The 12884-nt window shown below is 69.6% G+C and carries 7 protein-coding genes; 5 read left to right on the top strand and 2 right to left on the bottom strand.

Annotated elements, in window-relative coordinates:
• The first annotated feature begins 20 nt into the window (after positions 1 to 20).
• The 3 genes from IPN47_26540 to IPN47_26530 all read left to right on the top strand — a co-directional run bounded on the left by IPN47_26540 (position 21) and on the right by IPN47_26530 (position 4819).
• Positions 21 to 1376, top strand: a complete 1356-nt coding sequence (locus tag IPN47_26540) for a Zn-dependent hydrolase (GenBank protein ID MBK9411538.1) — start codon at positions 21 to 23, stop codon at positions 1374 to 1376.
• Positions 1377 to 1563: 187 nt separating this feature from the next.
• Positions 1564 to 2136, top strand: coding sequence for a winged helix DNA-binding protein (locus tag IPN47_26535; GenBank protein ID MBK9411537.1), 573 nt, complete (start codon positions 1564 to 1566; stop codon positions 2134 to 2136).
• Between the two features lie 76 nt (positions 2137 to 2212).
• On the top strand, positions 2213 to 4819 hold the full coding sequence (locus IPN47_26530) for a carbohydrate binding family 9 domain-containing protein (protein ID MBK9411536.1): 2607 nt from the start codon (positions 2213 to 2215) through the stop codon (positions 4817 to 4819).
• Between the two features lie 710 nt (positions 4820 to 5529).
• On the opposite strand, the gene IPN47_26525 is transcribed toward IPN47_26530, so the two are convergent.
• Complete coding sequence (locus tag IPN47_26525) at positions 5530 to 7014, bottom strand: amidase (GenBank protein MBK9411535.1); 1485 nt, start codon at positions 7012 to 7014, stop codon at positions 5530 to 5532.
• A gap of 297 nt (positions 7015 to 7311) precedes the next feature.
• On the opposite strand from IPN47_26525, the gene IPN47_26520 reads away from it, so the two are divergent.
• Complete coding sequence (locus tag IPN47_26520) at positions 7312 to 8490, top strand: hypothetical protein (protein ID MBK9411534.1); 1179 nt, start codon at positions 7312 to 7314, stop codon at positions 8488 to 8490.
• A gap of 171 nt (positions 8491 to 8661) precedes the next feature.
• Here the strand turns inward: IPN47_26520 and IPN47_26515 are convergent, their stop codons facing one another.
• A complete protein-coding gene (locus IPN47_26515; protein ID MBK9411533.1) occupies positions 8662 to 10119 on the bottom strand; it encodes a M20/M25/M40 family metallo-hydrolase in 1458 nt (485 codons plus the stop codon).
• Between the two features lie 248 nt (positions 10120 to 10367).
• Here IPN47_26515 and IPN47_26510 point away from each other — a divergent pair, with 248 nt between their 5' ends.
• Complete coding sequence (locus IPN47_26510; GenBank protein ID MBK9411532.1) at positions 10368 to 12869, top strand: alpha/beta fold hydrolase; 2502 nt, start codon at positions 10368 to 10370, stop codon at positions 12867 to 12869.
• Positions 12870 to 12884 lie beyond the last annotated feature (15 nt).

Genomic DNA, 12884 nt, shown 5'->3' with positions numbered 1-12884 from the left:
CCTCCACGGGTCCCACCGGCATGCGGCGTCGCGACTTCACGAAGACCTCTCTCTCGGCTCTCGGTGCGCTCTCGATTGGGCGCGCCGGGAGCCTTCCTTTCCTTGGTGATCGCGCGCGCGTCTCGACGAGCGAGGCGGGGGGCGCGGCGCCGCGGGTCAACGGCGAGCGGCTCAACGCCCACCTGGCTGCGCTCTCCGAGTTCGGGAAGAACCCGTTCGGGGGCGTCTCGCGCGTGGCCTACTCCGATTTCGACCGACAGGGACGTGAGTACGCGATGCGCCTCATGCGCGAGGCGGGGCTCACCGTCACGGTCGACGTCGCCGGCAACATCTGGGGGCGGCGCGCCGGCTCCGACCCCGCGCGCAAGCCGATCGTCTTCGGCTCGCACATCGACTCCGTCCCCGAGGGGGGGAACTTCGATGGCCCGGTCGGATCGCTGGGTGCCATCGAGGTGGCGCAGTCGTTAGGCGAACAACGGGTCAGCACGAAGCACCCGCTCGACGTCGTCATCTTCCAGAACGAGGAAGGGGGGACGGTGGGGAGCCGCGCGCTCACCGGCGAGGTCCACGACAGCGACTTGGCGCTCAAGACCCAGAGTGGCAAGACGATTCGCGAGGGGATCGCCTTCGTGGGCGGTGACGTCGCGCGCCTCGCGAGTGCGCGTCGTTCTCCCGGCGACTTCGCCGCCTACGTCGAGCTTCATATCGAGCAGGGGGGGAACCTCGACCGCGAGAAGCTCGACATCGGCGTCGTGGAGGGGATCGTCGGGATCGCACAGTACGAGGTGACGATGACCGGCTTCCAGAACCATGCGGGGACGACGGCGATGGCCGATCGCAAGGATGCCATGCTCGCGGCGGCGCGCTTCACCGACATGGTCAACCGCGTGGTGACGAGCGTCCCCGGACGACAGGTGGGGACGGTGGGGCGTATCCAGGCCTTCCCCGGGGCCCCCAACGTCGTCCCAGGCAAGGTCGTGTGTACGCTGGAAGTGCGCGACCTCGATGCGAAGAAGGCGGCGATGCTGGTCGAGCGCATCAAGCGCGAGGCGGCGGCGATCGGCGAGGCGACGGGGACCACCTTTGCCTACACCGACCTGCACCACTCCACCCCTGCGCTGTGCGATCCGCGCGTGCAGCAGACGGTCGAGGGCGCGGCACGCGGGCTGTCGCTCACCACGAAGTACCTGCCGAGCGGGGCGGGGCACGATGCGCAGCACATGGCCAAGCTGTGTCCGTCAGGGATGATCTTTATCCCCAGTGTCGGGGGAATCTCGCACTCGCCCAGGGAATTCTCGCACGCGAAGGACATCACCAACGGCGCGAACGTGCTGCTGGCCACCATCCTCGCACTCGACTCGGCGCCGTGGAGCTGAGGGCGGCGCAGGTGCAACGCGTGGGGGGACGCTCCGATGTGCGCGCGCGCACACTCGGCGCGTGGGGGGAAAGCTGCGCCGCTCATGCGAGTAGTCCCTGTACGCTAAACGGCTACAGCAGTCGCCCGACGCAAGTGCGGGGTTCTCCTGTCTCACGCGACCGCGTGCGGAGTGCTACCGTCGTTCCATGGTCATTTCATCCAATCCAACGATGACGGAGCGCCGACTCTCCATCCAGGAAGAGCTGCAACAGCGGCGCCCCTTCCAGTCCAAGCGCGAGGAAGTCTTCCTTGCCCTCCTCCGGACGGCCGCGGTGGTCAAGCGCCCCGTGGCCAAGGTGGTCGAGGAACATGACCTCTCGCTCGCGCAGTACAACGTGCTGCGCATCTTGCGAGGCGCTGGCGACGAGGGGCTCCCGACGCTCACCATCCGCGAGCGCATGATCGAGGAGGCGGCCGGGATCACGCGCCTCATCGACAAGCTCGAGGCGGCGGCGCTGGTGCGTCGCGATCGTGGCGCGTCGAGCGATCGGCGGCAGGTGTTCTGCCGCATCACCGAGAAGGGACTCGCCGTACTCGCCGAACTCGACCCGGCGGTGACGTCGGCCGACGAGCACACGCTCGCCCTGCTCGACGATGCGCGGCTGGATGAACTGCTGCGCGTGCTGGAGGAGGTCCGGGCCAGCGCCCGCGCCAACGTCGAAACGTCGTCTACACCGACGGTCGTCGCGAGCGCCGACGGGATCCTGCGCCGCCGGTAACACTTCCGGGGAGCGGGACGTAGTAGGATGGCGCCACCTGACCGGTGGCGCCGTTTCTATTTCCCCTCCTCGGGTCATGCCCCTGCTCCCCGCCATTCGCGCCACTCGTGTCGCGGCCGCCGCCCTGCTGGCGATCCTTGGCGCGCTCGCGTCTCCCCCGGGTGCGGCGGCGCAGGGGCGCGAAGGGGCGACCACGTTCGGGGCTCCCGGCGCGCGCGAGGGTTCCTCGTCGTCTCCAGCTGCAATCCCTCCCCGGAACGCCCTCACCACCGCACGGGCGGTGCGGGCCCGAACCGCGCCGATCATCGACGGCCGCGATGACGATGCCGCCTGGGAGGCCGCCCCTCCCATCGATGACTTCAAGCAGTTCGCCCCGGTCGAGGACGGCGAGGCGTCGTTCCGCACCGAGGTCCGCGCCGTCTTCGACGACCGCAACCTCTACGTGGTGGTGCGCGCCTTCGACCCGCACCCCGACAGCATCGTCTCGCTCCTGAGCCGGCGCGACGTGCGCACCAACTCCGACCAGCTCAAGATCATCGTCGACGGCTACCTCGACCGTCGCAGCGGGGTCGAGCTCATGCTCAACCCGGCCGGGGTCAAGCGCGATGCCTCGATCTACAGCGATGTGGTGGAGGACATGACGTGGGATGGCGTATGGGACGGGGCCGCCAGCATCGATTCGTTAGGGTGGGTCGCCGAGTTCAAGGTCCCGTTCAGCCAGCTCCGCTTCAATCCCGGGGCGCGCGCCTTCGGCTTCGGCGTCTGGCGCGACATCGCGCGGCGCAACGAGCGGGTCGCCTGGCCCGCGTACCGGACCTCACGCGCCACGCTCGCGTCGCAACTGGGGACCCTGGAGGGGATCGCCGGGATCCAGCGCGGGAGCCGGCTCGAGCTGCTCCCCTATATGGTGACCAAGAACGTCACCGAAGCCGGCCCCGACGGCTGGCGCCATCCGCAGAAGCTCACCGCCGGGGCCGACGTGAAGTACGGGATCACGGCCAACGCCACGCTCGACGCCACGGTGAACCCCGACTTCGGGCAGGTCGAGGTCGACCCCGCGCTCCTCAACCTCTCCGCCTTCGAGGTCCGCTTCGAGGAACGCCGCCCCTTCTTCCAGGAGGGGGTCGGGCTCTTCAAGTGCGGCGGACCATGCGAGGGGATCTTCTACACCCGGCGCATCGGGCGCACGCCGCAGCTCCGCGCGTCGTCGCTCGACCCGTCGGGGACCTCGATCCTCGGCGCGGCCAAGCTCACCGGGCGGCTGCGCAACGGGATGGCACTCGGCCTCGTCGAGGCGATCACCCGGCGCGAGGAAGGGGTCAACGGCGCGACCATCGAGCCGCAGACCAACTACTTCGTCGGGCGCCTGGTGAAGGAGATGCGGCAAGGGCGCTCGCAGATCGGCACCATGGTTGGCGCGGTCAACCGCAACCTCGACCCGGCCACCGAGCCCTACCTGCGGCGCGCGGCGTACACCGGCGTGCTGCAGGGCTTCCATCGCTTCGCCCGGGACCGGTGGGAGGTCATGGCCTACACCGGGATCAACCAGGTGTCGGGATCGCGCGAGGCCATCGCCCGCACGCAGCTCAACAGCGTGCACTTCTACCAGCGCCCGGACCATGAGGAATCGTTCGACAGCACACGGACCACGTTAGGCGGCAACGTCGCCGCGGTGTCGCTGAGCAAGATCGGCGGTGCCGTGCGGTGGAACACCTACGTGCGCCGTGCCTCAGCGGGGCTGGAGTTGAACGACCTGGGGTTCGTCCCCACGGTGAACGACGCCTCCATCCGCAACGATCTCGTGTGGCAGGCGCTGCGTCCGGGACGCTTCTATCGCCGCATGTTCGCCAACTTCGGCGCCGAGAACCACTGGACCACGGGTGGCTTGCCGAGTGGGGGGCGCGTCGTGGGGCAGGCCACGTGGGAGTTGCCGAACAGCTGGCTCACGACGTTCAGCTACACCGGCAATGACCTGTTCCAGACGCACTGCGTGGCCTGTGCACGTGGCGGGCCCGCGGTACGGCAGGGTCCCAAGCACGACTTTGCCTTTGTGGTGAGTGGCGACCCGCGCCTCGTGCTCGTCCCACGGGTCACGCTGGCCGCCGGCTTCGGTGACGACCGGCGGTCGTACGGGTACGCGCTCATTGGCGGCGCCGACCTGCGCATCGCCTCGCGCTTTTCCATGGGGGTCGACGGGCAGTACATCCACCGCAACGACGACCAGCAGTGGATCGGGAATTTCGGCTCGAGCGTGAGCGACACGACGCACTTCACCTTTGCGCACCTCGAGCAGACGACGCTCTCCGTGACGGGACGCGTGAACTGGACCGCGTCGCCGACCCTGTCGTTGCAGCTGTATGCCCAGCCGTTCGTGAGCAGCGGCGACTTCGACGACTGGCGCGAGCTCGCCGACCCGCGCGCCGCGCGCTACGTGGACCGCTATCGTCCGTACGGCGGGCGTCGCTCGCCCGACGGCTTCAGCTACAAGCAGTTCAACTCGAATGCGGTCGTGCGCTGGGAGTATCGCCCTGGGTCGACGCTCTTCCTCGTCTGGCAGCAGGGGCGCGTCAACGACCGGGTGAACCGCCCCGGCTTCGAATTCGCGCGTGACTATCGCGACCTCTTCCGGGCGCACCCCGACAACACCTTGCTGCTGAAGCTGGCGTATTGGCTGAACCCGTAGCGGGCGGCGGGCGGGCGGCGGGCGGCGGGCGGTGGGCGGCTGACGGCATGGGGTGACGTGCCCCCCAAGGGGGAGTACGACGCGCACGATCTCGATGCGACGTCAGCCGTACCGACGCACGTGCGGCGCGTTATGCACGGCAGCTCACAGATGCGCGTCGACGTAGCACGCACATTCTGCGTGCGGCGTTGCACCGACGCGGCCGCGCCGCGCCCCTAACATCCCTCCGTTCCCGGCCGTGCGTCGACCGCGTTAGGCGACCCCGGCCATACACCGCGGGAGGGACCATGAACCACCGACGTTTTCGGCGAGGGTGTCTCGCGGCGGCAAGCCTCGTGGCGCTGAGCTCCCTGCCGACCGAGGGGCACGGCCAGGTGGCGTGCCGGGCGGGACCGGGCGCCTGTTGCGGCAGGTCGCGTTCGATGTGAGGACACGCCACGCGTGCGACTCGCCTGCTGCAATGTTGACGCTGCACCCCCCGTTGCACCTCAGCTTCTGGGCCGACGGCGTACCCTTCCACCGTGCCACGGGCATCATCAGCCGTGGGGGCCGCGGTGACCGGTGCGACGATGAGGCGAGGCCGACGGGACGCACCACGCACGCACCACGCACGCACCACACGCATCGCGAGACCACGGACGGTCCCTTGCCGAACCTGTTAGGCGGCAGGGGATCGCCCGTGTCGTGGGGCGATCGCTCCCGGCTGGAACTCAGGGGCGCGCCGACGTGGCGGGCCAGCGCTCGTGCCAGGGGCGCGCCCGCTCCAGCTGCCCCGCGACGCGAAAGAGCGTCGCGTCGTCGCCGAAGCGCCCCGCCAGCTGCACCCCGATGGGGAGCCCCTCGCGGTTCCACCAGAGCGGCACCGACATCGCCGGCTGCCCGGTGACGTTGAACAGCGGCGGATACGGGATGAAGTCGAAGACGGTCGCCGCCACCTGCGTGACCGCGCCCAGCTTCTTCATCAGTCCCCCCGCGTGCAGCGCGCCGAACACCTTGAGCATCATCTCCTCCCCCGGCTTGGGCTGCAACGTGCCGTGCGGGACCGGTGGCATCCCCAGCGTCGGCGTGAGGAGGAGATCGTGGCGCTGGAAGAACGCCCCCATCGTGCGCCCCACGCGCTGCAGGTAGCGCTGCGCGCTGGCGTAGTCGCCGGCGGTGATCGAGCCTCCCAGCATGGCCAGCCCCCACGTCGCGACCTCGACGTCGTCGCGCCGCGCCTCGCGGCGGAGCCGGGCCGCGGCGTCGCGGAGATCGGCGACCACCTCGCCACAGACGATGGTGATGAAGGCCTCGTTGAACCGCTCGCGGTCGATGACCGGCGCGGCCTCCTCCACGTGATGGCCTAACGACTCGAGCAGCGCGGCCGCATCGCGCACCGCCCCCTTGCAGTCGGCGTGGATGGCGTGGCCGAGCATCGGGGCGTCGGTGAAGGCGATGCGCAGGCGACCCGGCTCGGTCGACACCTCGTCCAGGAACGCTCGCGCCTTGGGCGGAGCCGCGTACGGCGCTCCCACGTCCTCGCCGTCGATGGCATCGAGCATCGCCGCCGAGTCGCGGACGGAGCGCGTGACCACCCCTTCGGTCACGGCCCCCGCCCAGATCTCGCCATCGCCGGGGCCGGTCGGGACGCGCCCGCGCGTGGCCTTGAAGCCGAAGACTCCGCAGCAGCTCGCGGGAATGCGAATCGACCCACCCCCGTCGCCACCACCGGCCATCGTCACCATCCCGCTGGCAACCGCCGCGGCCGACCCGCCGCTCGAGCCACCGGTCGTGCGCTCGACGTTCCACGGGTTGCGGCTGATCCCCTTGGCCTTGGGCTCAGTGAAGGGGGTGAGCCCGAACTCCGGTGTGTTGGTCTTGCCCAGCACGATCACTCCGGACTTCCGGTAGCGCGCCATCAGCTCCGAGTCCGCCTCCGCGCGCCATCCCGCATAGAGCGTCGAGCCGCTGGCCATCGGCTCGTCGGCATAGGCGGTGAGCAGGTCCTTGATGAGGAACGGGACGCCGGCAAATGGCGCGTCGGGATCGGCGAGCGGCCGGCGAGCCATCTGGCGCGCCTGCTCGAACATCGGGTGAATGACCGCGTTGAGCTGCGGGTTCAGCTGCTCGATGCGAGCGATGGCCGCGTCGACCGCTTCCTCGACCGAGAGCTGGCGGGTGCGAATGAGGTGGGCGAGCCCGAGGGAGTCGCGCATGGCCTGGCGGAGGGGACGGGACGCAGCGACGCTGCGGCGATGGAACGACGGAACGGCGGAACGACGACTGACCACGCGCGGCCCGGCTTGCACCTCGAGAGGGTAGCGCACCGTGGGAATCGCCCGCAATCTCGGGGCGAACGCGCGAAGCGATAGGGGCGCGCACGGCACACCGGTGCGATATCGCCGACCGCTTTCCCAGGGACGTATGTTCAGCCCGCAACGCCGGCGCGGCATCTCCGACCATCGCCCCCGACGCCTCAACCCGCGCTCGTCATCCCATCCTGTCGAGGCTCAATGCCCATCGCCGGCACCCTCCCGCTTGCCCTCGCGCTCGTCCTCCCCGTGGCGGCGTTCGCCCAGTCGGTGACTCCCCCGGCCAGGCCTGCCTCTCCCTCCGACTGGGGCGTCGTCGCGCGCGCCGTCGCGAAGCAGATGCAACTCACCAAGGGAGAGCGCGTCCTGCTGGTCGGCGAAGCCGGACAGGCCGATGGTGTGGTCGCCCCGCTGCGCGCCGCGATTGCGGCTGCCGGCGCGATCGACCTCGGCGTCATCGCCGTGCGTGGCACCCCTCCGGCGTCGTGGGCCACCGACTTCACGCGCGGGGCCGCGGGCAAGAGCGCCGAGCAGCTGGTGCGCTACCTCGGGGACATCGACCTGGGGATCATGCTCCCAGGTGCCACTCCCACCGACCCGCCGTATGACGCGCTGCAACGCATCCTCCGCGCGCCGACGACGCGTGGCGTGCGGACCGTGCACTTTCACTGGGCCGGAGCCTACTCGCTGGCGGGCGACCTGATGACGACGTCGAGCGCGCACGCCGCGCTCTACCAGCGCGTCCTCGAGCGCACCGACTACGCGGCCCTGGCCAAGGCGCAGCGCGACTTCGAGTCGGCGATGCGCGCGTCGCCCGTGCGCGTGACAACCCCGGCCGGGACCGACATCACCTTCCGGATCGGCGACCGCGTCGTCACCCGGCAGGACGGCGACGCCTCGGCGGCGCGCGCCACGCGCGGGAAGACGCTCATCGATCGCGAGGTCGAGCTGCCGGCCGGCGCGATTCGTGTGGCCCCGATCGAAGAGAGCGTGAACGGGAAGATCGCCTTCCCCGACGGCGTCTGGGGCAACACGCCGGTGAAGGGGCTGGTGATGGTCTTTGCCAGGGGCAAGCTGACCGGGTATACGGCCACCAGCGGGCGCGAGGGCGTCGAGCGCGAACTACGCACCGCGGGCGAGGCAGGGCGGTCGTTCCGCGAGTTCGCCCTCGGGTTCAACCCGCTCCTCGCGATCCCGGCGTCGGGCGAGCGGTGGATCCCGTACTACGGCTACGGGGCCGGGGTGGTGCGATTGTCGTTAGGCGACAACTCCGAGCTTGGAGGCAAGGTCACCGGCGGGTATGTGCGGTGGAACTTCTTCACCGATGCGACGGTCCGGGTTGGAACGACGACCTGGGTCGAGGCTGGGCGGATGAAGTGATGAGTATTCGTCGTGGAGAGCATGACACAGAGGTTCACGGAGGATTCACGGAGGTTTACAGAGGAAAACGCACGCTGGTCGCACGAGAGTCGCACGCGCCCATGAACTCCTCTGTGATCCTCCGTGTAACCTCCGTGAACCTCTGTGTCGAGCTTTTCGAGCGAGGATGCGCTATTGAATCGATGTCGTCGACGCCAGCGCCTTTGTCAGCCGATACAGGAACTCCTGTCCCTCGAAATAGCTCCGCACCCCCATCCGCTCGTCGCGCCCGTGCGCCCGCGCGTCGACCGTGGGGTCGCTGAACAAGCCCGACACGCCGTACGCCGGCACGCCTAACGCGCGGAAGAATCGCGAGTCCGTCGCCCCGGTGCTCATGGTCGGGATGACGGGGATGTTCCCCCACATCTCCTTCGTGATGCGTTCGATGGGCCCCATCACGTCGCGCGCCAGCGCGGTCGACGGCGTCGAGGGGCGCTGCGACTTGATGATCACCTTCACGTTGGTGTCGCCGATCACGCGCTCCAGCTCCGCGCGCACCTCGGCGGCGCTGCTGGTGGGGTAGATGCGGCAGTTGACGTTGGCCTCCGCCAGCTGCGGGAGCGCATTGGTCGCGTGGCCGCCGTTGAGCTGCGTGGCCACGCAGCTCGTGCGCAGCATCGAGTTGTAGCGCGGGTCCTTCTGCAGCACGCCAAGGGCGGCGGCATCCTGCGGGTTGGCCACGAGCGCCTTCATCGCCTTCCCCACCTCCGGCGTCTCGAGGTTGGCGGTCTGCGAGAAGAAGGCGCGCGTCACCTCGCTCAGCTGCACCGGAAAACGATGGCGCCCCACCTTGGCGAGGGCGTCGGCGAGCTGCGTGATGGCATTGTCGTCGCGCGGGACCGACGAATGCCCGCCGCGGTTGGTGGCCCGCAGCGTGAAGTTGGTCGTGATCTTCTCCGCCGCCTGCACCGTGTTGAAGAGGTGCTTGCCCTCGCGCAGCGTCCCGCCTCCCCCTTCGTTGATGACCACGGCGGCATCAACCAGCTCGCGGTGGTTCTTCGTCAGCCAATCCACGCCGTTGAACGGCCCGCTCTCCTCATCGGCGGTGAGGGCGATGATGATGTCGCGGTCCGGGACGTAGCCTTCCTGCTTCATCCGGAAGACGTTGGCCACGAAGATCGACGCCATCGCCTTGTCGTCGGCGGTCCCGCGTCCGTAGTAGTAGCCGTCGCGCTCGGTGAAGACGAACGGATCGAGATCCGGCGACCAGTCGGCCTTGAGCGCCTCGACCACGTCGATGTGCGCCAGCAGGAGCAGCGGCTTCCCCGCATTCGGCCCCCCCTTGCCGCGCAGTCGCACGACCAGGTTGTGCTTCTTGGGCTGCGGCCCCCCCACGAAGATGTCGCCCTCGGGGATCCCGGCCGCTCGGAAGCGCTTCGCCATCGCCTGCGCCGCCGCCGTTATGTCTCCCGTCTCCACTCCGGTGTTGATCTCCACCAGTTCCTTGTAGATCTCGCGCGCGAGCTGCTGGTTGGGATTGAGCTGTCCCGGGGTGTAGATCGGCGCCTTCTGCTGCGCCGCAACCGTTGAGGAGAGGAGCGCCGCGGCGGCGGCGAGCGAGCCAATCGTGGTCCGGGCAATCGGGTGCATGGGCTGGCGGCTGGGCGTGGGATGAAGGACGCTGCGCAGACGATAGCGCACTTCGGCGGCGTTCGCACGTCGTGGGTCGGCGTGCACCCCGGGTACCCTGGCGGAGCGGAGAAGACCGCGGCACGACGCGAGACCGGGCCGGGGCCGCCCATTCCACCATCGCCTTGGCTTCCTGCGCCGAGCGAATCGCGATAGCGTCCTGTACGCACGAACGCTTCCCGCGCACGCCACCCCTCCCTTGGGCGCCGATGCCATCTCGTCCTTCCGACTTCACCAAGAGCCACCGGGCCCCGGCTTTCGCTGGGGTGATCGCGGCCCTCGCGTCGTCCCGTCTGCTGGCGCTCTCGATCGCCCTGTCGATCGTGCCTTCCGCTACCGCGCGGGCACAGAACTACCTGAGGCCGAGCGACATCAACGCCCTCCCCAGCAAGCCGGCTGACGCCCGCGTTGCCTACGGCGCCGACTCGCTGCAGTTCGGCGAGCTGCGCCTGCCGAGCGGCAAGGGTCCCTTCGCCGTGGCCATCGTCATCCATGGCGGCTGCTGGGTGCACGGCTACGCCGCCGCCAACAACGCCGCCCCCATCGCCGACGCGCTTCGCGATGCCGGCGTCGCGACATGGAACGTCGAGTACCGACGCCGCGACAACCCCGGCGGCGGATGGCCCGGGACCTTCCTCGACGTCGCCAGCGCCGCCGATGCGCTGCGCGGCCTTGCCGCGCGCTACCCGCTCGACCTCACGCGCGTGATCGCCATCGGCCACTCTGCCGGCGGCCAGATGGCATTGTGGCTGGCGGCCCGTCCGAAGCTCGGCGCCGGCTCCCCGCTGCGCGTTGCCAACCCGCTCCCCATCGCTGGCGTCGTCGCCCTGGCCGGCCCTGGTGACCTGTACGACTTCAACACCTATGGCGATGGCATGTGCGGCGAGGGGACCATCCCCAAGCTCCTCGGCGGCTCCCCTACCGAGGTGCCCGACCGCTGGCGCGACGCCTCCCCATCGAACTGGCTCCCGTTAGGCGTCCCGCAGGTCATGATCGCGGGCGAGGCCGACCGGATCATGCCGCGCAAGAACCTCGACCTCTGGGGCGCCGCCGCGCGCGCCAAGGGCGACAGCGTGGAGATCATCGTGGTCCCCAAGGCCGGGCATCATGAGGTCATGTCGCCCCAATCGGTCACCTGGCCCGCCATCCGGGACGCCGTCCTCCGACTCTCGAACGCTCGGCCCGGCAGCGCCCAGACCAGCGAACGATGGTGGCGCGACGTCGAGCGCCTGAGCCACGACTCCATGGCCGGTCGTCAGACCGGGTCGAAGGAGCATCGCCAGACAGCCGAGTACGTCGCCAACGCCTTCGCCCGGGCGGGGCTCCGGCCGGCGGGAACCAACGGCTACTTCCAGCCGGTGCGATTCCTCTCGCGCACGATCGACGAGTCGCGCTCCGCGCTCACCCTGCTGCGCGACGGGAAGGAAGAGTCGCTCACGCTGGGGCAGGACGCTGCCTTCGTCTTGCGCGCCCCGCTCGCCGCGTCGGTCGAGGCGCCGCTCGTCTTTGCCGGCTACGGGTTGCAGCTCCCGGAGTACGGTGTCGACGACCTCACGGGGCTCGACGTGAAAGGGAAGGTCGTGGTGTACATGACGCAGATGCCCAAGGGGGTCCCCGGCCCGGTCATCTCGCACTCGCGCGCCCAGTCGTGGGAGACGTTCCGGAAGCTCGGCGCGGTTGGCGTCATCACCTTCGGCGGGTCGCGCACCAACGACGCGGCCTTCACGCGCGCGAGCGCCAATCGCCTTGCGCCGCAGCTGACGCTCGACGACGCATCGCTCGACGCTCAGCGTGGCAACTCCCTCGCCCTCGGCTGGAACGCTGCCCGCGCCGCCAAGCTCTTCGACGGCGCCGCCGAGCCGTACGCTGCCATCGCCGCGCGCGCCGACAGCGGGCTGAAGCTCCCGCGCTTCAACCTGCCGGTGCGCATCCGCTCGCGCGTGGCGCTCGTCACCGGGCGCGTCACCTCCGACAACGTGCTCGGACTCTTCCCCGGCTCCGACCCGCAGCTCAAGGACGAAGTCGTCGTGCTGACGGCCCACCTCGACCACGTCGGGATTGGGCGCGCCGTCAACGGCGATTCGATCTACAACGGGGCGATGGACAACGCCTCCGGCACCGCCCTCCTCATGGAAATGGCCCGTCGGTTGAAAGAGGGCGGGAGCAAGCTCCGCCGCTCCGTCCTCTTCGCGGCGGTCACCGCCGAGGAGAAGGGGCTGCTCGGCTCGCGCTACCTGGCCAATCACCCCACGGTGAAGGCGGAGCGCATCGTCGCCAACCTCAACACCGACATGTTCATGCCCATCGTCCCGCTCACCAGGATCATGGTGAACGGGCTGGAGGAGTCGGACCTGGCGGCCGACGCCCGTGCAGCTGGCGAGGCGTTGGGCCTTGCGGTGGTGAGCGACCCCGAGCCCGAGGAGAATCGCTTCATCCGCAGCGACCAGTACTCGTTCATCCTGCGCGGAATCCCGTCGCTCTCGTTCAAGGTGGGCTTCGCCCTCGATACCCCGGAGCACGAGGCAGTGAAGGCGTTCCGTGCCACGCGCTATCACTTCCCGCAGGACGACGTCACGCAGCATGTCGACCAGGCGACCGCCGAGGGATTCACGCGCTACTACCTGGACGTGGTGAAGCGGGTCGCCGATCGCGATCGCAGGCCGCGCTGGCATCCCGACTCGTTCTTCCGGCGGCTGGCTCCCGGAATGTGATCGCGGTCACGCAAC

The sequence above is a fragment of the Gemmatimonadota bacterium genome (assembly GCA_016719105.1).
GTDB lineage: Bacteria > Gemmatimonadota > Gemmatimonadetes > Gemmatimonadales > Gemmatimonadaceae > SCN-70-22.
This window is presented reverse-complemented; position numbering and strand designations above follow the sequence as displayed.

Excerpts from the sequence above, each read along its gene's own strand:
- IPN47_26540 (MBK9411538.1), top strand. The coding sequence starts at position 21 with ATGCGGCGTCGCGACTTCACGAAGACCTCTCTCTCGGCTCTCGGTGCG.
- IPN47_26535 (MBK9411537.1), top strand. The coding sequence starts at position 1,564 with ATGGTCATTTCATCCAATCCAACGATGACGGAGCGCCGACTCTCCATC.
- IPN47_26530 (MBK9411536.1), top strand. The coding sequence starts at position 2,213 with ATGCCCCTGCTCCCCGCCATTCGCGCCACTCGTGTCGCGGCCGCCGCC.
- IPN47_26525 (MBK9411535.1), bottom strand. The coding sequence starts at position 7,014 with ATGCGCGACTCCCTCGGGCTCGCCCACCTCATTCGCACCCGCCAGCTC.
- IPN47_26520 (MBK9411534.1), top strand. The coding sequence starts at position 7,312 with ATGCCCATCGCCGGCACCCTCCCGCTTGCCCTCGCGCTCGTCCTCCCC.
- IPN47_26515 (MBK9411533.1), bottom strand. The coding sequence starts at position 10,119 with ATGCACCCGATTGCCCGGACCACGATTGGCTCGCTCGCCGCCGCCGCG.
- IPN47_26510 (MBK9411532.1), top strand. The coding sequence starts at position 10,368 with ATGCCATCTCGTCCTTCCGACTTCACCAAGAGCCACCGGGCCCCGGCT.